Source organism: Citrobacter freundii ATCC 8090 = MTCC 1658 = NBRC 12681 (assembly GCF_011064845.1).
GTDB lineage: Bacteria > Pseudomonadota > Gammaproteobacteria > Enterobacterales > Enterobacteriaceae > Citrobacter > Citrobacter freundii.
The window spans coordinates 1285092-1303978 of record NZ_CP049015.1; the positions used below are offsets into that span (position 1 = coordinate 1285092).

Consider the following 18887-nt stretch of genomic DNA (forward strand, 5'->3'; position numbering starts at 1 on the left):
TTTGGTTACTTATAGCGGCTAAACTTCCGACGCAATATCCTCAACTAAAGGAGTGCCATAGATGGCAATGACGACATGCAGGAAGTGTGGTGGCGAAGTGGAACGTAAGGCAAAAAAATGCCCATATTGTGATTCAAAGAGACCTGGTGAACGATGGTGGCATGTAGTTGCCGGTCTTGCCGTTATACTTATTGCTGTACCTAGTGCAATTAAATCTTGCTCTGACCAACCTGAATCTAAGGCCGGTACGACTGAAAACGTTGCTCAATATACGGATACAACTCTTAAGCAGTGGAGAAAGCTGGGAAAAGACGAACGCTTAAAATTTATTGATGGTTACTTAACTCAGGCCAACATTCCTCTATCAGCCTCTGGTGATTTCTACAATTGCATTAGTCAGCATTCGTTTACCAAAGATGATAACGTTAAATCCAAAGAGGCCCTCGACTGGTGCAAACAGGATTATGGTAGAGATCCATCATTGCTCGCTAACATGGTGAATTTTGATACCTTCATGGGTAACGTTAGGTCATTCGATAGTTCGTATCGCCCATTAACATCTGCTATTAAAGACAATATGAATGACCCATCCTCATTCAAGCACATAGAGACTAATTATCGGTTTGTTCTATCTGGATCTGCACCATATGCTGTGGTCACAACAACCTACCAAGGCAGCAATGCTTATGGGGCAACAGTTAAAGATAGTGCATCGGCTAAAGTTGATTTAAATACAGGTAATATTGTTGAGTACCATCAATAAAAAAATAAGCCCCGCAATTATCTGCGGGGCTTTGTTTTATATCGCCAGATTCAGTTGATCCCGACCGCGATGTGATGGCGGAAATGCATCATGAGGAATGAAGCTATCGGGCAGTGGATTTTCTTTCTGTCGCCGGGTCAGGCGCTCCACGCTTTCCAGCGTGGAAAATCCAACTCCACATTCCAGGCTGTTGCACTGATAAAACTTGCGCCGGACGGTGTTGGTGTCATTCATTGGTGAACTGGTTCTGATACGGGCTGACGCACCGCAAATTGGACATCTGAACATAATGGCTCCCCCACGGGAGTTGAACTCCCGGCCATTGTATTCTGCTTATTCCGTTTCGGCTATCCATTCGGGTATTTTGGCTTCCAGCTCCAGCTGCGTGGTAAATCCGCCGCTGTCGTCAATCACATGCTCCGCTTTTGCAATTATCCAGTCCTGGTTGTCTATTTCCGCTTTAAACCCTGACACGGTGCCGTGCATTTCCGGGTAGAGGTCAGCGCGTCCGCGCGCCAGGGTAATGGAGAACTCCGCTGCCCCTCGCTGGAGCTGCTGCCACTTAGCAGCAGCGGCACGCTTTGCCGCCTCTTCGTTCTGGTAAGTTTTCCGCAGGACATATACGTTGCCTTCGGCCCCTTCCATGTAGTCACCTTCGCGGCTGCTGCTCTTCTCTTTTTTTGGTTTTGGCGGCTTGCGGCGTTTAACGCTTACCTTTTTCTTTTTGCCAAAATTCAGATCCAGCCAGTAGGCCTGTACGCCGGTATATGCCTGCCTGTCAGCAATTCGAAACCTGTGTCTATCTCCGTCGCTTCGCGTCAGGGCGAAAGAGGGCAACGCCTTACCGTCTGCCGTTACGCCGCCGCCCGGCTGGATAAATAACAGATAACCATTTTTTACGGTGGCAATGGCTCCCAGCATGTCGGCCATCCTCGTTAAAAATGACATATCGCTTTCTTCGGTCTGGTCAGCGTGGTCAATTTCGATATTCATCAGCATTTCACTGATTTGCGCCTTCAGCTTATAGCGACTGGCAATCGCAGAAACGACGCGTTCTACCGTCACGTCATGCCATGAGACTTCGCGTTTGACGTTAAATTCCTCCCGAAAGTCGGCGCTGCTGGCGGTAATTTGCAGCATATCGGGCGGGCCTTCGTGGGATATTTCATCCACGGTATAAAGCCCCTTGTATATCAACGGCTCACCCTTCCAGCCCATCGATAAAGCCAGTTGCGTGCCGCGCGGCGGCAGCTTAACCATGCCGTCCGCATCATCCACGCTGATGGTTATCTGGTCGGCCTCAAACCCCCGGTTATCGGTCATCGATACCGACATGATCCGGTCATTCAGGTCAGACAGTATTTCGCCCCCTGCGGTGATGCTGTAATCGGGGATCTTTATCGCATCGTCCAGGTTGTCCAGCCAGCTGTTGATTTTCAGATTGAGTGTGTCGATCAGTGTCATAGCGCCTCCGTTGTTCCGCATGATTTCACGCGCGCGCGGGAAGCGATAACCCCTTTTTGTTGTGGGCTGACGGTCAGAATCCTTAATGCGTGAAGTGGTCGGGTGCATAGGGGATTATTGATGCGAACTCAAACAACATAATGGTGGAAAACATGAGCGAAGCGCGTTTCCACGGTGCCCGCGTCAGAGAAAATACCGATCTGGTAACAGCCATTGATGACATTGATTCCAGTGTTATCGGGATTGTTGCTGTGGCGGATGATGCTGACGCTGACACCTTCCCCCTGAATAAACCCGTTCTTCTTCATCGGGTCAACGACGTGCTGGGCCTGACGGGTAAGACCGGCACACTGTACAAGAGCCTGAAAGCAGTTGCCGACCAGGTCAGCACAAAAGTCATCGTAGTGCGTGTCGCACAAGCGGAAGACGGTGAAGGTAAAAAAACGCAGTCGCAGCTGGTGATCGGCGGTACTGAATCCGATGGGACTTATACCGGGATGTATGCCTTTCTGGTAGCGGAACAGGATGAGCGTATCGGATATCGTCCACGCATTCTGTCAGCGCCCGATCTCGATACGGAAGAGGTGACATCCTCCCTGTGTGTGATTGCTGAGAAGCTGCGTGCCTTTGTGTATGCCGGATGCAACGGTTGTGAAACGATGGCGGATGCCATCGCCTACCGCGCAACCTTCGCGTATCGCGAACTGATGCTTATCTGGCCTGACTTCATCGCCTATAACCCCGTGTCCGGTAAGAACGAAGTGTTCCCGGCCCCGGCATATGCCTGCGGTCTGCGTGCGCAAATCGATCACACCCAGGGCTGGCACAAGTCGCTGTCAAACGTCCCGGTAAAAAATGTGCTGGGAATTTCAAAACAGGTGTTCTGGTCACTTCAGGCTGAAGACAGCGACGCCAACGCGCTGAACAACAAAGAAATCACCACGCTTATTAAGCGTAATGGTTTCCGTTTCTGGGGCAACCGCACGCCGGATACCAAAGACTATATCTTTGAAGTCTACACCCGCACCGCGCAGGTTCTGGCAGACAGCATTGCGGAAGCGCAGTTTGAAGATATTGACGAGCCGCTGACCCCGGCGAACGTGAAAGACGTTATCAGTGGCATCCGCGCGAAGCTGGACAAGCTGGTCACGTCAGGGCGTCTTATCGGTGCTGAATGCTGGTATGACGTGGTGGACAACACCACCACTGACCTTCGTCAGGGGCGGGTGCGTGTTCGCTACAAATACACCCCAGTGCCGCCGCTGGAAGATCTGACGCTACATCAGACCTTCACGGATGAATTCTTTGGACCTGCATTCGCTTCTCTGGGAGGTGCGTAAATGGCTGTTCCTCATAAACTCCGCCTGTTCACCTGCTTTGTTAACGGCGATAACCAGATCGGGAAAGTCACCTCGTTTACCCGCCCGAAACTCAGCCGCAAGCTGGAAGACTACCAGGGTGGCGGCATGATTGGATCCGTTGGTGTGGATCTCGGTCTGGACGCCGGGGCGCTGGATTCCTCCATTGAATTTGGCGGCGTGATCAAAGCCCTTTTTCTTGAATATGGCGCGGATATCGACGGCACCCGCCTGCGTTTCGCCGGTGAATACTACACCGATGGCGACAGTCAGCTTGTTGAAGTGGAGCTGCGCGGACGTTTCACCGAGCTTGACGGTGGCGACAGCAAGCAGGGAGAAAACACCGTCGAGAAATACACGTTCAAATCGACGTATTACAAATTCTCTATCGACGATAAGCCGATTATTGAGATTGACCTGCTGAACTTTATCTACAAGAAAGACGGCAAGAACATCTACCCTGACCGCATCACGTCTGCCCTGGGAATGGGCTGATAATTAACCCTGACGGCGGCACATCGTTGTGCTGCCCGGAGACTCAACGATGAAAAAAAATGATACTGCATCAGTAACAGCTGAAGGTGGTGTGACGCTGGCCCAGCCAATTGTACGTGGCGAAGAGAAGATTACCTACGTGGAGATTGGCGAAGCAATTAAACAGTCCGGCTCGCTGCGTGGCCTGTCGCTCTCGGATGTGCTCAATATGAAAACAGACACACTGGTGACGTTGTTCACGCGCGTGACCTCGCCACGTCTTAAAGAAAACGAAATTAAAACGATGGCCACCGCTGATTTTATCGCGCTCTCTCAGGCGATCGTGCCTTTTTTGGTTCCTACGGGCTCTGGAGCACAGAGCGAGCCGGAGACGGAAGCACTGTAACGGTGGTGAAATTCGACCAGATTGAAGAGCTGGTCGCCGATATTGCCGTTGTTTTTAACTGGTCGCGCGCCGATATCTACATGATGGATCCGGGTGAGGTTATCACCTGGCGCGAACGGGCCGCGCGACGTAGCGGAGCCCGTGAAGATGAAGACACTTGATATCCGTATCGCCTTCAGCGCGATCGATAAACTGACCCGACCTGTTGAAACCGCCCGCCAGAGTGTGGGCGGTCTCTCTGATTCTCTCAGGAAAACCCAGACCGACATTAAATCGCTTGGAACACAGTCAAAAGCGTTTGCCCGCCTGCGCGAGAACTTCACCAAAACCACCGAAAAGATCCAGACGACCCAGCGGGAACTGAATGGCCTCCGGCAGGCACAGCAGGCCGGGAACGTGATGACGGACAAACAGCGCGAACACATGGCAATGCTGACGGCAAAGCTGAATCGCCTGAATGAAGTACGCACCCGTGAGAAAGAGAAGCTGCGCGAGGCGACGGCTGTGATGGTCAGGCATGGCATCACGCTGTCCGGCAGTGATCGAACCATCCAGAGCGCCATAAGGCGTACCGAACAGTACAACCAGACGCTGGAGCGCGAACGGCAGATGCTGGCGCGAGTGACACAGGCGCGTGCACGCTATGACCATGCTCAGCAGATGGCCGGTAAGTTACGCGGCGGCGGCGCGGTTGCCATGGGGGCCGCTACCGTTGCCGGTTACGGTGCCGGTCGCTTTCTTGCTCCGGCTGTAGGGTTTGACAGGGAAGTATCCCGCGTCGGGGCGCTGACGCGTCTCGATAAAACCGATCCGCAGTTTGCTGCATTGCGCGAGCAGGCTAAAAAGCTGGGGGCTGAAACGCAGTTCAACTCCCGTGATGCTGCCAGTGGTCAGGCATTTCTCGCTATGGCTGGATTCACGCCACAGGCCATACAGGCAGCTTTACCCGGCGTTCTCAACATGGCGCTGGCCGGTGGGATGGAGCTTGGCGAAAGTGCTGATATCGGCTCAAACATTCTGTCGCAGTTCAAACTGGATCCGAAAGAGATGGACAGGGTCAGTGACGTACTGACTGCGGCGTTTACGCGCACCAACACCGACCTGGCAAACATTGGTGAGGCAATGAAATACGCCGGAACGGGGATGGCCGGGCTGGGTGTCAGCGTTGAGCAGACCACTGCGATGATCGGCGTGATGGCAAACGTGGGGTTGCGCGGCAGCATCGCCGGTACGGGGTTGCAGTCCACGTTCTCCCGTATGGCTGCGCCAACGGGCAAAGCCAAAGATGCGCTCAAAGAACTCGGGGTCAGCGTTGCAGACGCAACCGGGAAAATGCGACCGGCTGAAGTTGTCCTTGCTGATGTTTATAAGGCCGTCAGTAAGTACGGCGATGTGGACAGACTTTCGTTCTTCAAAGACATTGCCGGTGAGGAAGCTGCCAAATCCTTCCAGGCTCTGGTGCAGTCTGCGGGAAGTGGTGAGCTGCAAAAGCTGCTGGCTGAGCTGAAAAAAGCGCAGGGTGAATCTGCCACAGTCGCGAAAAAGATGGCGGATAACCTTGATGGCGATCTGAAAAACCTCGACAGCGCCTGGGAAGGATTTCGCATCCAGATTGAAGAGCTGCTTGACGGGCCACTTCGTGGACTGGTTCAGGGGATCAGTGATGTTGTCGGGGCAATGACCACCTGGGCAAAAGAAAACCCCCGGTTAACGCAGACATTACTGATTATCGGCGGCAGTGCGCTGGCCTTTACGGCCATCATCGGTGGATTGTCTCTGGTTGTTGGGGTATTGCTGGGGCCAATAGCAAAACTGCAACTTGGCTTTGCGTTGCTGACCGGAACAAAAGGACTCGGTCGGGCCATCCCGATGTTTGCTCAGTTGCGCGCGCTTATGGGCGGGCCGATGGGAAGTATCAAAGGCTGGCCCTCTGCATTCTCTTCAATGGCGAGAGGGGCTGGCAGACTGACGGGTATTTTGGGCCCGCTGAGAGGGATGTTGCTGGCGGTATTTGCCTCACCAGGTGCCGCGCTGGGCTCTCTTGTTCGCGGTATCGCGATGCTGGCGCTTCGCCTTACCGGTCTCCCTGTTTTGTGGGGAATGATCACCGGTGCTGTATCGGTGCTTGGCGGCGCGCTGTCGCTGTTACTGAGTCCGATAGGTCTGGTCGGCGCGGCATTTGTCGCGGCTGGCCTGCTTATCTGGAAATACTGGGAGCCCATCAAAGCATTTTTTGCCGGTGTGTTCAGCGGCATTATGGAAAGGCTGGCACCACTCCGGGAGTCGTTTGCACAATTCAGCCCGCTGTTTGACGCTATCAGCAATGGCATCAGTCAGGTGTGGAGCTGGTTTAAAGAACTCCTTACCCCGATGGAGTCCAGCAAAGAGACGCTTGATAAATGCGCCAGCGCCGGGGAAATCTTTGGCAACGTGCTTGGCGGTGCGCTGCAACTGGTGCTGACTCCGGCCAAAGCCCTCATGGACTCACTGGCCTGGATACTTGAAAAGTTGGGTGTGCTGCCTGATGAAGCGGAAAAGGCCAGAAGAAAGCTCGATGATTTGAAAAAAGAACCTGTTATGTGGGAGTGGGATCCACAACAGAAAAAGATGGTGAAGAAAGAGTGGAAGCCTTCTCCCCCGAAAGTTGAAACAGGTACAACACCGCCTCCACCGGCACATACACCGCTGACGGGTGATCAGGGAACTCAGCGTCGACTACAGAAAATATCCGATAACACGGGCGGCATGCTTCAGGAGACGAAAAAACGGATTGGCCCCGGTGATATCGTCTTCAAAAATCTGCCCCGTGCCCTGGCAGTACGTGGTGAATGGCAGGAGTCAAAACTTTCGCGAACCTCTGCCGCTATCGCTCCGCCGCTTGCCCCGGTTGTTGCAGCGGCAGCGGCACCTGTTGTGCAGGCCATGTTACCCCCGGTCAGACGTCCAGGCGACAGCGCCAGAAATGACAGTGCTGCAGGTGGGTTTAACGGTGAAATTCACGTACATCTGCACAACGTGGTGACGCAGAATCCCCGCGAACTGGCGAAGACTGTGGGGGAAATGGTTAAGGCAGAATTAGACCGGCTGACCCGCGCAGGTCGCGGTAGTTTCCGGGACACAGATTAGGTGAACAGGTGACGTTATGATGATGGTTTACGGTATGTTTGTGTTTGAGCTGAGGACGCTACCCCATCAGCAATTACAGCAAAATAAATCCTGGCGGCACGTCAAAAACGAACGAATCAACCGTTCGGCAAGCTGGCAGTACATTGGGGCCGGTGAAGATCAGATCACTCTTTCCGGCGTGCTTTACCCGGAAATTACTGGCGGCGAGGTCTCGCTGACGGTGTTGACCACGCAGGCCTATACCGGACGCCCCTGGCCTTTGATTGATGGCACGGGGCAGATTTACGGGATGTATGTTATCACCGGCTTGCAAACCACCCGATCGGAACTTGACCGTTACGGTAAGGCGAAAAAAATAGAGTTCTCAATCAGTTTTCAGCGTTGTGACGAAGACCTTCGCGAACGGCTTCAGTCTTCCTCTGTCGGTGATCTGTTAACCGGGCTGAAGGATGGTGCCAACACGGCGTATAGTTCGATAAACAGTACGCTGACCGGGTTGGTGTAGCACTTCTGGGTATCGAGCAACGTCATTTCTGGCTGTACTGAAAAATGGCCAGCATAGTCAGAAGTGGTGGTGTGTTCCGGAATACGTTCGTTTCGAACCGAAGAGGTGGTGGCGGAATATGAAGAACGATGTTGCTTAGATGGGAAAATACCGGGTCTTGCTGATGCGAATTGATAAAGCAAAACCCGTATGGACTAAGCCTCTGGAGGAACAGGCCAGATAACATTCTCGGGGTCGATTGTTACATCAACCTCTTTAACCTCATTTTTATACGCCAGCCATGCCGACAATTTAGCCCTGTTGGTGTCGCTGATTTCACCGAGCATCAGTTCCGTGCGCCAGTCCTGCATCACAACGTCAGCGTATGCAAGTAAGCGCTGGCGTTCATTTTCAGCAATAGCAATCAACTCATCACGAGTTGGCGGAGGAATATCTCCCCAGGCAGGAAGGCCATCATCTCCGCTTATACGCTGCTTCCCGGATGGAGGTGTCTGCATAAACTCATCAGCAATATTCTGCTCCACTTCGATAACATCATCCGGCCACGTTCCCGCCTCTATAAATAAATCCTTACGCGACATGTCATAAAATGCGTTAGTTGTTTTGCTGTATCCAAATTCCATCATCAGACTCCCAGTGCGTACCAAAGAAATGCGTTAGGCGATGCAGCCATCGTCGTGCCGTCAAACATCAGTGTTCTGGCTGAAAATGCAGTGTTATCAAAAAACTCATCGTTGATGATGATTGACTGCATAGCCGAGGGGAACGTGGACTGCTTATAACCAAACCCGACAAAAAACGGTCGGTTAACGAATGCCTGGTTGAAGGTAACGCTTGCGGTCCCGTGAACACCTACACCCAGCCCCCATTGCAACATCAGTCCTCCTGGTAGCTTCATGAATCCATTCTGGTACAGGGAATTTGCAAAAAATGAAACGTCAGGGATTTGATTAGCGCCAACACCTACATCACGCAGCGCGGCACTTTTCAGACCAAGGTCTCCCCGAACCGCTGAAGCGTCTGTTCTGCTGAGTAGTGTTCTTGCAAATGCAGTAAAGTCAGCTAGTTCCGCAGTATTTATATCGACGAAATAGGGAAGTTTATTTGTGCTACCAACAATCGCAGCGATTGCGTTAAGGGCAAGATTGTCCCTGGCGGATGCCTGATGGGCAGCGCCTTTTTCTGCAATTTCATACAGATTTTTTCCTGCATGCAGTACATCTCCCAAATCAAGGTTTTGGAGAAACTTCGCCACGTCAGGTATATCCGCGCCGTTTTGGTTTTTCTGCATCGCACCGGTGATACGCGCATCATCACCCGCCGCAACGGTATTGGCTGTTGTACCTGTGTTTTTCGTCGAGCTGTCACCCAGTTGCAGATTCTGGCGGGCCAGTGCCGGATTAGGTAAATCGGCGAGATTGCGATCTTTTGCCAGCCGCGCGCCCGCGTTATCCATCGCAATTTTTACGGCTTTCGGGGTTGCTGCTTGTGTCTCGCTGTCATCCGTCACACTGCTGTTAAGCTGCGTAAAACCTTTAGCTGTAGTGGTTGCATCGGGATGGTTGCGCGACTGTTCGTGGGTGCGCATGAGTCCGTCAGCGTAACTCTTCACTTCAATAATTTTATTATCAACATACTGGCGAGTTGCCAGTACGACAGCCGGATCAATCTTCAGTGTTACCGCTTCGGTACTGCTGACGATCAGGATCACACGGATGGCCTGAACGCGTCCGCTGCCTTCCTGCAACTGCGGTTTGTAGGTCTCCGCACAGTTGGCAACCGCAATCATATCGCCGTCTTTATCAAACAGACCGATTTCACGGATCCACCACCCGCCCACGTCTTCCGGTATGACCTGCTCCGCAATTATCTGACTGGCATTTGCCGGGTCGACGGTCAGCATATTCAGCGGTGCGCGACGAATTTCATGTATCAGCGCGGTCTGGGCCGGATCAGGAGTAGGCAGTACGCCATTGCCATCGCCTACGGCCATCTGGGTGATCTCAACCTTTGTACCCAAAGCCGTGGCTTTTGCCAGTTTTGCGGCCCCGATATTGGTTAGCAGGGCAAAATATTTAGTCGCCATTTGCTGCGATCTCCACGGTATCAATAAAATGGACTGCCGCGCCGGTGTGGTCGCCACCGCTCACGGATATGGTTTCAGGAAAATAGGGGTAAACGGTTAGCGTATCTCCCGTGTAGCAGCCAGCACCTGCTGTGATGATGCCCTGTGTCTGCAATGACAAGGTGAGACCTGTCAGGTGGCGGCTTCTTGGTTTTGCGTCATCAATCAGGCGCTCAAGTTCGCGGTAAGTTTCCTCTGTGATCCCCTGTTCCTGAATGCCGATTTCAAGCCTGAAGGTGCCCGGCTTTTCGTTGCTCTGCCACCACTCGATCACCCGCAGTAAAAACCCAAAAGGCTCAACGACGCGTCTCAGCGCCGAAATCGTGCCTTTGTGACGATGAACGAGCCAGGCGGCTTTAATCACCTGCCGTTTTGTCTGTTCTGACCAGCCTTTGTCCCAGCGGTCAACTGACAGCGCCCAGGCAAGATAGGGAAGCAGTTCAACGGGGCATTCGTCCGGGTTCCACAGTTTGCGAAGGTCAACCGGAATACGGTCAAGCCGTGTGGTGACTTTCTCAACATCCCGCATGAAGCGGCTGGCGGAAGGCGGGAGCAGGCTGTTATTCATCTGTTCCCCCTACCGTGATAGTGAATGACTCGCACCGCGCAGCCTGCGTGTCATCAATAACGATATCGCTGACAGGCTCCGGTAATTCCACTCGCTGAACGCCCTGCACATGCAATGCCGCCATAATGGCGGAGCGGGCAACGTCACGACCTATCTTGCCCTGCTGGCTTATCCACAACCGTAACGCATCCTCTGCGGCGGTGCGGATGGGTTCAGACTCCGGCCCCGGATAGAGATACAGGACGGCGTTGATGTGATAATTCACGATTTCCGCCGCCTGAACCGTCAGACGATCGGCGACCGGCCTTTTGTCGTCAGCAGACAGCGCTTTATTAACGGTTGCCAGTAACGCCTGATCTGGCGTTCCGTCCCCCTCCGTGGAAAGCACAGAGACCACGACCACTGCAGGTGACGGGCTGGTTGCTTTGGCATCAGCCACCTTACCGCTGGCACTTTTGGCAAAATACTCATATGCGCCGGTTGGTCCCGCGACGCTCAGCCCTTCGAACGCACTCTGAATGCGCAGCCGGAATGCAGCGTCGCTTTCATAGACGGCTTCAGTGGTATCCGTGGCTTCCTGCGTGACCAGGCGCTGGGTGTTATTGTTGGCCCCCAGATTATCCAGGTCGCTGAAGGTGGAATGACTCAGCATGCACGCCGCCGCCCCGTCATTTACGCGCTGCATCAGCATCATTTCCCGGTAGGCGAATACCTGGGCAATGGCGTTCAGGGGTTCAGATTCCAGCTCAAGCGCAGCGGCAACAGCGGCCTGTTGCTCCGAAGGAAATGCCGCAATCATGCCCGCTTTGACTTCAACAAGGATCTCTTCGAAGTCCAGCACTTTAATGATCTGCGGCTTTGGTAGTTGCGATAAGTCAACGGTCGCCATGGCTGCTCTCCCGTAGCGTCATCGTGACGGTGGCCGGTTGCATACTCCTGGTGATAATGCCGGTGAGTTCTGCCACTGCCCGCCCATCCTTTGACCAGCGGATATCAATGGTGTTGAGCGCAATTCGGGTTTCCCAGCGTGCCAGCGCGATAACGGCGGCGCTCATGCACTGAAGGCGGGTGGCATCATTCTGCGGCTCATCAATCAGGTCAGGCACCAGACTGCCGTAATCTCTTCGCATCACCCGGCTGGCAAGTGGCGTGGTCAGTATGTCTTTCACTGAATTCCACAACTGATCGGCATCATTCAGGGTGCCGGTGCCGTTGGGATTCATCCCCGTGTAAGTCGCCGTCATTTTGTGCCCTCCGTCCAGCTACCGCCTCTTTGCACGCCACCGTGACCGTGGTTGTCGACCTGCACGCCGTTAGAGGTCATTTTCCCTCCGCTGTGCTCAACATTACCGCGCATCGTGCCGCCTTTCGTCACTTCAAACGTGGCGGTTTTCAGATGTTTAGTGCACTCCACAACGGGCGTATCCAGCGTGACGCCAACAGCCGCCTGAATCTTCGCGGTCTTCATACCGGTGGCTTCCAGCGCGCTGGCGTCGGCGTCGTATCGGACAACTGCACCGTCCGGTGCCGTCATCACGATTTCTTTCAGGCTGCTGCCAGGTGCCGGGTGATTATTGCTGTACAGGCTCCCCAGAATAATGGCGGTCTCCGGGTTGCCGCCGATGCAGGCAATGGAGACCTGCTCCCCAACGGAGGGCGCGATCCAGATCTTGAATGCACCCGCCCGTGGGGTATTCCAGCGCAGCCAACCCGTTTCCAGATTTCCGCTGCGTACGCGGACACACCATTTTTCTTCATCAACGGCAAAAATTACGCCGGTGCGAATGATGTTTTCCAGCAGGCGTATCAGTTCGGCGTTCATCGTGCGGTACTTCCCAGGCTGTTAATGGTGGTGTTGTAAATCAGACGTTCATCCACCGCAGACAGACCCAACAGCTCACGAACAGGGTATTTAGTCACTACACCCGGCCCGACCTGATCACGCTGGCCGTACTGATGAACGCGGGCAATACGCGCAGCCACACCGTCATAACCCACTGTCACCCCCTGCGCATCAGGGCGCATCTTCATAAACCGCAGTGTGCGCAGGCGCTCAAACATCGGCGCTTTACGTGCCGTGTCACGACGCAGCGAGCGCGTGTTAATTTCCAGATAACGATCAATATCGCTGCGGTAAAACGTGCGAATGTCATTACGTTCGGTGTCAAAGCCAGTGATAGTGCGTCCGTATTTCCCCCGCCCGCCGTGCCAGTTTTTCAGCGTCCTGACTTCGTTATTCCAGATAAATTTAATGCCCTGCTGGGAACGAATGATCCGGCGCCTGCGTTGTGGGTAAGCTGCTCCGTCCGGACCTTTTTGCGCCCGGATACGCTGCTGCTGGCTGCGGCGAATTTCCTGCCCGATGAGACGGGCCGAGCGAGTCCGCCCGGACGCAGAGATACCCGCAAGGATATCGCTGAATACCTTATCAAGTTCACGAAAGCGATCGTCACTCATACAGCAGTCTCCCAGGTCACGTCTTCAAACACGGCGTGCCAGTCTCCGCCTGCTGATGGAATACGGGGTTTTGGTTCTGGCAGGTGTTCTGCGTGGACGGTTCCGTCTTCATCGCGACTGACTTTCACGCGCTCCCTGACCGGGATTTCATAAAGAATATCGGCGCTGTCGTCGTCATTGATGGCGACTGAAAACTTAACATCTTTGTTATTCTCAGGGTTAAGCAGCAGGTCTGGCTGGTTGTGCCAGAGCCAGGCCATCAGCGGTAAGGTGAAATCATCAATATCGCCGGGAAAATCCATGGCGAAAAACACCAGGTTATAGCGGTAGGCAAAAGAAGGTGTTTCGCCGGTTGTCTCGATACCGCCGCTTTCCACAAATACGGTGAATTTCTCCGGGTTGGCTTTACACCAGCGGCTGGCGTGGACCATCGCTTCACGCAGTGAGTTAATCTTCAGCATGGTGGCACCTTTTTAACGTGCGAAGCGCTCAATTACGCTCGCAATGATCAGCAGATAAATAAGCGTCCAGAATGGATGCTCAGCAATAAAATCGAATAACGTCACTGTCCGGCTCCCGTGTTCTCATTCAGTCGTTTAAGGCGGCGAATATCGAGTTCACTAATCGCAGCCTTATCGGCATTACAACTATCCAGCGCATCGCGCAGGCGATCACTCCAGTTGGCTATTCCGCCCCAGGTGACGGGGCTTGCCAGTTCCGGCTGCGGCGTCGCGGCTGTCAGGCTTTCCGGCACCGGCTCGTGCACTATCTGTACCCGTGGTACTGGCGGGGCGTTTTTGCAGGCTGTTACTGACAGCAGCAGGCACCACAGTGTTAGCGCACATATCGTTTTTCGTTGCTTCGCGCATCTGCTCACGTCTGATTTCCCCTTGTGCATTTCGTTGCTGTTCATCTGCCTGCCGTTGTGCCAGCAAAGCAGTGACGTCTGCTTTTATTGCCCGCAGTTCACCCATGATTTCGCCGGTACTTTTCAGCTCACGGGAAAGCTCATCATTACGAACCGAATCTTTCCCGCGCTGGTTTGTCTGCCAGAGCAAGCCGCCCGTAACCAGCGCCAGCAGCAGGCAAAGAGTGATTGTCTGATTCATCGCTGTGTCTCGACATCACGCAGGCACCAGGCCTTAAAATCGGTGCGGCGGTTGAGTAATCCCTGCACACGCTTCCCGCTGCTGTTAACAAAATCGGTCAGCCGGTCGCACACAGGAGCCCACTGGTGCGCCTGTGCCAGTTTCCAGATGGTGGTGCGCTGGCGTGTTCCATTTTTGTCTTTGAACCACATCAGGCCAGAACAGCCCAGGTTATAGGCCGCGTCCGTCATGGACTCAAACGCAGACTGTGGCATGTCCGCACCGTTAAAATTCTGGTTAATGCAGTTTTCTGCATGACGCAGGTCATTAATCCAGCGCTTCGCCACTTCGCTTTCGCTGTACAACCGGTTCTGCACATTGCCAGTGGATCCACAGCCGACCGTTGCCACTCCCGCAATGTCACGGTATGGGGTGGCGCGGCAGTCTTCCCATGTGGCAATTTTTACCTGCGCTTCTTCGGATGTACGCAGGGCTTCCGGAGCCAGCGAGATCCCCAGCGCAACAATGACGGCGACGGCGTAGCGCTTAACGGGCAGATTCATCGTCATGCCCGTCATGCTGTAACAGCTCAAGCGCCCGGCGTTCCGCTTCGTGCAGGCTCCTGGCTTCAGACTGACTGAGGATCTGTGCAATCAGATCGTTACGGCGCTTTTGCGCCCGTTCCATCCTGCCACGGTGCAGCCAGGCGCGGGCCAGCGAAAGCGCCCCTAACAGCAGACCCGCCATCGCGATCTTTTCGCTGATGGTCATTACGCCGATACCAGTGACCATCACTGACATAAAAAAAGTGATGTGGTCATTTATCCGCTGGAATATATTCAGCCCCATAGCTGTACCATCTCCCGTTGTTTCTTTTGCCCCTGATCCGGGAGTTCCACCTCCTGACCAGGATTAAGGAATAACTGTCCACTCAGCCCAGGATTGGCTGCGATCACTTTCTCCGTCATCCCCTGCGTGGTGCCGTAATGACGCCAGCACAGTAAATCCACGGTATCGCCCTGTAGTGCCTTCACTTTCATCAGCAAAGCTCCGCCCAGATACGCTGAGCACCGCGAATATCGGCAATAGCCCAGCGCACGTCGCGCCAGAGGTCTTCCGCCTGCGTGTCCAGCGCATCGGCTTTCCGGTCGCTCTTGTTGGTCGTGTCCACGTCGCGGGCGCTCTCAAGGATAAGGGCGCGCGTGGCGGCATAGACCGCACGGCGGTAGCGGTGAATATTGATACTCTCGCCGTTGATTTTTCGCGGCGGTATTTCAGGTTCACCATTCGGTTTAATGGTCGGGGCATCCGCCAGCGTGCTGTAACCTTCTGCCTGCTGTTGCTGCTGCCACTCCTGAAGTTCATCGGTAACATGCGCGACGGCTTCGGTGGTGACATACATCAGCCGTGAAGTGGTTGTCCTGCCCGGAATGCGGCTGGCAAGACGCAGCTCCCGAAGCACAATGTCAGGCCAGAACACTCCGGCAGTGACTTTCTCTTCACCGTCATCAATATCGGTGGTGTCGTTTTCTGCCGGTTCTACTCTGGGTTTTGCCACCATGCTCATAGGGCGCTCTCCGGAAAAATCAGGCGGTGGGCGACCGGAAAAAAGAACACGGAGAGGGTTCAGATCGCCGGTCGCGCCGCCTGTCGACGGGGGTCGAAGTCGTTAATTATTTTTTCGTGCTCTTGCGGGCGGCACTGGCCTTGCCGGTGGTCGTTTTGCGCGGCGTTCTGCTGGCTTTAGTCTTCGCAGGCTCTTTCTTTTCTGCAGCAACGTCACTTTCGGCAGTAGCGGCCACATCACCACCGGCACCCTGAACCTTTTTAAGTGCGCGGGTTAATGCGGCGATCTCACGCTTAACACCGGCGTTCGGGTTGAGGTGCATCGCCTGGCGAAGCAGCTTCAGCGAAGCGCCCTGCGTCTCCGGGTCAGTGGAGGCGCGACGAGCGAAGGCGCAGGCTTTACAAAGTTTGGCAAGCACCTCATCAGGCATGTCACGGTTCGCGACCATCTCCCACAGCGTATCCAGCGGGGCGATGAAGCCGGATAAATCCGCATCAGGATCGGTTCCCGCCAGCGTCAGGATCGGATTGCAAATCTCTTCTGTCAGTACCGTCGTGGCATCACGCCCGAAATTGTCCGGCAGACTGAGGTTATGGCGTATTACGTACTCGCCGATGCGCAGGGCAAGCGCCAGATCACCACAGTCGACAGCCCATACCATCAGGGTTGTGATCACTTCGTCCTGGCGACCGCTGTCGCCTTCAAGCGTGCCGTCAATCCATCCGGCAAAATCGGGCAGAAGTTCTTTTTTAACCTCCGCTTTTGCCGCCCTGGCCTGGATCCCGCTTAACCGTGACTGCGCGAGGCGAAGGCGGTGCAGGATCTGCTCGTGTGCAGTACGCTCGCCCAGGGTTTCTTCACCGGTGTTGAGTCCCGTACGCTGCGCCATGACGCTCTGAAAATGTTTCTGTGCCGGTGTCAGCATCAGTTATGTCCTCCGTTATGACGGGCGCATTGCGTGCGCCCGTGCCGTCAGTTACGCACCGCCACCCTCAGCAGGGGCATCGGCAAACTTAATGCCCTGAATCAGTGCACTTTTGCCGTAGTCTTCCACCACGTAGGCATCGTTCATCGACTGGTAGGTTGCAATACGGTTGTATTCCGGCTCCTCCTTCATCAGGCGGCGCAGAGACCCCTTCTGGAAGTAGATCGACAGGTTGCTGAACGAGGTGATCAGCATGGCGTCTTTCGGGAAGAATGGCGCAAGGAACACCTGCAAACCGCCAATAAAGCGCGAAGAGATAATCAGCTGCCCGGCCATCAGTTCCGTGTTCGGGTTGGTGGTGCTCATCGCGTTAATCAACGGCAGGCGCAGGGTGTTGAACAAATCACGCCCCATCAGCACCACCAGATCCGGCGCGTCCTTGTGCCATTCATCCAGCAGAGAAGAACGGGCATCCTGTACCAGCGCATCCGGGTTGCCATACAGCCCCTTGGCGGTGATTTTGTTATCCATGTCGCGGGTGGAAATGGTCACATCTGACATGACGCGGGCCGCTGCATGCTTACGGATTTGCTCCATCCAGCCGGTATTCACATCCTGAAGCAGCGGGTTAGTGGCGAAATCGGAGATCAGCGCATGCGAGGTGCCGTTAAACCCGATCATGATGCGGTCAAGTGCAATCTGTCGTGCAATTTGCTGGCTGACGCGGGCCTGAAAATCAGGGTGAGCACTCCAGGCATCCAGTTGCGAATAGCTGATGAAGGTGTCGTAGTTCACCTGCTCACAGCGATAGCGACGTGCAGCCAGCTCGTGAGCACTTGCCGGGTTACGGCGCTTCGCTCCGTCGCTGCTGGAGTTGGTGCGGGCAATCGGCCCGGTGGTATCAACCAGGACTTTATCGCCTTCCTGATCGTCAACGCCGATAACGTTAATCTTTTGCGTCAGTTCGGTGCTTTCTTTGGCGGCATTTTCCAGCCGCTGCTGCACGGACGGATCCACCGAATAGCGTTTAGTCAGGTTGCTGACGGTCACGCCGCTCAGTTGTGCCTGACGTTGCATGTACAGCTCAAGCTGCGTGCGGGTATTCCCGGAAAGTACGATTGTCATTAGTCTGTCTCTCTTCGTTAAATCAGTAATCAACCAGCTGTGCGCCATTACCACCGGTGGCAGCAAAGCGGGAGGCCTGGTTACTGTCCTGGGTTTGCAACTGTTCCCGCAGGGTGGTTAATTCACTGGTGAGTTTTTCAACCTTCTGGCTGGCTTCGCTGTTCTTCTGTTCCAGTGAATTGAAACGATCGAGAAGGTCAGAATGAGACTGCGCCACATTTTCAACGGCCTCACGCACCTGGCTGAACTGCTCGCTGTCGGATTTGCGGCCTTTGCCGATGAGGTCCATCACGCGGCTGAGCCACTGCTTACCTTCTTCAGTGCGCTGCTGCGTCAGTTCGATAACCTCCGCTTCCATCGCTTCGGTAAACATTGGCGGCTCAGTTTGCTGGTTATTGAACGCCATAACCTGTGCGCGTTGCTGAGCGGCAAATTTCAGACGGTCAGTGCCAAGGCTGGCCGGGGTGTCCGTCATGGCGAGCCCGACAACATAGGCGTTGCCGTTCAGCGCAAACTGCGGGTGCAGTTCAATGCTGGAATACACCTTTTTGCCTTCATCGGTGAGCTGCTTCATACGTGCCGAAGGCTCGATCTCCGCATAAAGTGCGGTGCGGCCTTTCAACGGGCCATCGGTAATATCTTCGGCGCTGAGTCCGGTAACGTCCCCCATTGCGCTGAAGTCGCTGTTAGGAAGCATTGACAGGTAGTGCTCCACGTTCACACGCGCAGCGTAAACGCTCGGGTCATAACTTTCTGCTGCCGCTTTCAGGTGTTCGCCGCTGATTTCGCGACCGTCAACGGTGGCGCCAGAAACGGCGACGCGAAACTTTTTGCGGGCTGGTTTTGCGGTGCTCGCCATGCTGATTGTCCTGTTACTGGTTGGTTTATGGTCATGATGACAGAGCGTAAGTTGCTGTCTCAACGTGCTTTTGTTGT

General features: G+C 54.4%; 26 protein-coding genes. 7 read left to right on the forward strand and 19 right to left on the reverse strand.

Translation table 11 applies throughout. The features are described from left to right. Nucleotides 1–61: 61 nt before the first annotated feature. A complete protein-coding gene (locus tag G4551_RS06110; protein ID WP_003835896.1) occupies nucleotides 62–763 on the forward strand; it encodes a hypothetical protein in 702 nt (233 codons plus the stop codon). A gap of 36 nt (nucleotides 764–799) precedes the next feature. Here G4551_RS06110 and G4551_RS06115 read toward each other — a convergent pair whose 3' ends face one another. Both G4551_RS06115 and G4551_RS06120 read right to left on the reverse strand, forming a co-directional pair. After that, nucleotides 800–1051 (reverse strand): Ogr/Delta-like zinc finger protein, encoded by a 252-nt coding sequence (locus tag G4551_RS06115; protein ID WP_003835893.1) that lies wholly within the window; start codon nucleotides 1049–1051, stop codon nucleotides 800–802. Between the two features lie 45 nt (nucleotides 1052–1096). Beyond that, the gene (locus tag G4551_RS06120) at nucleotides 1097–2227 is read right to left on the reverse strand and encodes a phage late control D family protein (protein WP_042269054.1); all 1131 of its coding nucleotides are present in this window, start codon (nucleotides 2225–2227) and stop codon (nucleotides 1097–1099) included. A gap of 152 nt (nucleotides 2228–2379) precedes the next feature. Between G4551_RS06120 and G4551_RS06125 the strand changes: the two genes are divergently transcribed. From G4551_RS06125 to G4551_RS06150, 6 genes are read left to right on the forward strand one after another with little or no spacing between them, the layout of a single operon-like run. Next, nucleotides 2380–3567 carry a phage tail sheath subtilisin-like domain-containing protein gene (locus G4551_RS06125; protein ID WP_003835888.1) on the forward strand — a complete coding sequence of 396 codons (1188 nt, stop codon included), beginning with the start codon at nucleotides 2380–2382 and terminating at the stop codon, nucleotides 3565–3567. After that, complete coding sequence (locus G4551_RS06130) at nucleotides 3568–4080, forward strand: phage major tail tube protein (protein WP_003835886.1); 513 nt, start codon at nucleotides 3568–3570, stop codon at nucleotides 4078–4080. 49 nt (nucleotides 4081–4129) lie between these two features. Next, nucleotides 4130–4465: a hypothetical protein gene (locus G4551_RS06135; protein ID WP_003835883.1), complete on the forward strand. Its 336-nt coding sequence runs from the start codon at nucleotides 4130–4132 to the stop codon at nucleotides 4463–4465. A 5-nt stretch (nucleotides 4466–4470) separates the two neighbouring features. Then, nucleotides 4471–4626, forward strand: coding sequence for a GpE family phage tail protein (locus tag G4551_RS06140; protein ID WP_032941227.1), 156 nt, complete (start codon nucleotides 4471–4473; stop codon nucleotides 4624–4626). Next, entirely contained in the window at nucleotides 4613–7591 is a 2979-nt protein-coding gene (locus G4551_RS06145; RefSeq protein WP_003835879.1) for a phage tail tape measure protein, read from the forward strand. The genes G4551_RS06140 and G4551_RS06145 overlap by 14 nt, the downstream gene beginning before the upstream one ends. A gap of 16 nt (nucleotides 7592–7607) precedes the next feature. Beyond that, nucleotides 7608–8096, forward strand: a complete 489-nt coding sequence (locus G4551_RS06150; RefSeq protein ID WP_003835877.1) for a phage tail protein — start codon at nucleotides 7608–7610, stop codon at nucleotides 8094–8096. Nucleotides 8097–8290: 194 nt separating this feature from the next. On the opposite strand, the gene G4551_RS06155 is transcribed toward G4551_RS06150, so the two are convergent. The 17 genes from G4551_RS06155 to G4551_RS06230 all read right to left on the reverse strand — a co-directional run bounded on the left by G4551_RS06155 (nucleotide 8291) and on the right by G4551_RS06230 (nucleotide 18810). Continuing rightward, on the reverse strand, nucleotides 8291–8722 hold the full coding sequence (locus G4551_RS06155; RefSeq protein WP_003835876.1) for a tail fiber assembly protein: 432 nt from the start codon (nucleotides 8720–8722) through the stop codon (nucleotides 8291–8293). Next, complete coding sequence (locus tag G4551_RS23800) at nucleotides 8722–10182, reverse strand: phage tail protein (protein ID WP_003835874.1); 1461 nt, start codon at nucleotides 10180–10182, stop codon at nucleotides 8722–8724. Before G4551_RS23800 ends, G4551_RS06155 begins: the two co-directional genes overlap by 1 nt. Continuing rightward, complete coding sequence (locus G4551_RS06165; protein WP_003835872.1) at nucleotides 10172–10789, reverse strand: phage tail protein I; 618 nt, start codon at nucleotides 10787–10789, stop codon at nucleotides 10172–10174. Before G4551_RS06165 ends, G4551_RS23800 begins: the two co-directional genes overlap by 11 nt. Continuing rightward, a complete protein-coding gene (locus tag G4551_RS06170) occupies nucleotides 10782–11678 on the reverse strand; it encodes a baseplate assembly protein (protein WP_003835871.1) in 897 nt (298 codons plus the stop codon). Before G4551_RS06170 ends, G4551_RS06165 begins: the two co-directional genes overlap by 8 nt. Beyond that, nucleotides 11665–12033 (reverse strand): GPW/gp25 family protein, encoded by a 369-nt coding sequence (locus tag G4551_RS06175; protein ID WP_003835869.1) that lies wholly within the window; start codon nucleotides 12031–12033, stop codon nucleotides 11665–11667. The genes G4551_RS06170 and G4551_RS06175 overlap by 14 nt, the downstream gene beginning before the upstream one ends. After that, a complete protein-coding gene (locus G4551_RS06180) occupies nucleotides 12030–12611 on the reverse strand; it encodes a phage baseplate assembly protein V (RefSeq protein WP_003835867.1) in 582 nt (193 codons plus the stop codon). Before G4551_RS06180 ends, G4551_RS06175 begins: the two co-directional genes overlap by 4 nt. Next, nucleotides 12608–13246, reverse strand: coding sequence for a phage virion morphogenesis protein (locus tag G4551_RS06185; RefSeq protein ID WP_003835865.1), 639 nt, complete (start codon nucleotides 13244–13246; stop codon nucleotides 12608–12610). The genes G4551_RS06180 and G4551_RS06185 overlap by 4 nt, the downstream gene beginning before the upstream one ends. Beyond that, a complete protein-coding gene (locus tag G4551_RS06190) occupies nucleotides 13243–13707 on the reverse strand; it encodes a phage tail protein (protein ID WP_003835863.1) in 465 nt (154 codons plus the stop codon). The genes G4551_RS06185 and G4551_RS06190 overlap by 4 nt, the downstream gene beginning before the upstream one ends. A 101-nt stretch (nucleotides 13708–13808) precedes the next feature. After that, on the reverse strand, nucleotides 13809–14012 hold the full coding sequence (gene lysC, locus G4551_RS24085) for an Rz1-like lysis system protein LysC (RefSeq protein WP_124021230.1): 204 nt from the start codon (nucleotides 14010–14012) through the stop codon (nucleotides 13809–13811). Continuing rightward, nucleotides 13918–14355 (reverse strand): DUF2570 domain-containing protein, encoded by a 438-nt coding sequence (locus tag G4551_RS06195; RefSeq protein ID WP_003835856.1) that lies wholly within the window; start codon nucleotides 14353–14355, stop codon nucleotides 13918–13920. Before G4551_RS06195 ends, lysC begins: the two co-directional genes overlap by 95 nt. Then, on the reverse strand, nucleotides 14352–14897 hold the full coding sequence (locus G4551_RS06200; protein WP_032941223.1) for a lysozyme: 546 nt from the start codon (nucleotides 14895–14897) through the stop codon (nucleotides 14352–14354). The genes G4551_RS06195 and G4551_RS06200 overlap by 4 nt, the downstream gene beginning before the upstream one ends. After that, a complete protein-coding gene (locus tag G4551_RS06205; RefSeq protein ID WP_003835852.1) occupies nucleotides 14881–15183 on the reverse strand; it encodes a hypothetical protein in 303 nt (100 codons plus the stop codon). Before G4551_RS06205 ends, G4551_RS06200 begins: the two co-directional genes overlap by 17 nt. Continuing rightward, complete coding sequence (locus G4551_RS06210) at nucleotides 15174–15374, reverse strand: tail protein X (RefSeq protein WP_003835851.1); 201 nt, start codon at nucleotides 15372–15374, stop codon at nucleotides 15174–15176. The genes G4551_RS06205 and G4551_RS06210 overlap by 10 nt, the downstream gene beginning before the upstream one ends. Next, nucleotides 15374–15901, reverse strand: coding sequence for a head completion/stabilization protein (locus G4551_RS06215; RefSeq protein WP_003835850.1), 528 nt, complete (start codon nucleotides 15899–15901; stop codon nucleotides 15374–15376). Before G4551_RS06215 ends, G4551_RS06210 begins: the two co-directional genes overlap by 1 nt. 106 nt (nucleotides 15902–16007) lie before the next feature. Beyond that, a complete protein-coding gene (gpM, locus tag G4551_RS06220) occupies nucleotides 16008–16826 on the reverse strand; it encodes a phage terminase small subunit (protein WP_003835849.1) in 819 nt (272 codons plus the stop codon). A gap of 51 nt (nucleotides 16827–16877) precedes the next feature. Beyond that, nucleotides 16878–17951 carry a phage major capsid protein, P2 family gene (locus tag G4551_RS06225; protein ID WP_003835848.1) on the reverse strand — a complete coding sequence of 358 codons (1074 nt, stop codon included), beginning with the start codon at nucleotides 17949–17951 and terminating at the stop codon, nucleotides 16878–16880. Between the two features lie 22 nt (nucleotides 17952–17973). Beyond that, nucleotides 17974–18810: a GPO family capsid scaffolding protein gene (locus tag G4551_RS06230; protein WP_003835847.1), complete on the reverse strand. Its 837-nt coding sequence runs from the start codon at nucleotides 18808–18810 to the stop codon at nucleotides 17974–17976. Between the last annotated feature and the right edge of the window lie 77 nt (nucleotides 18811–18887).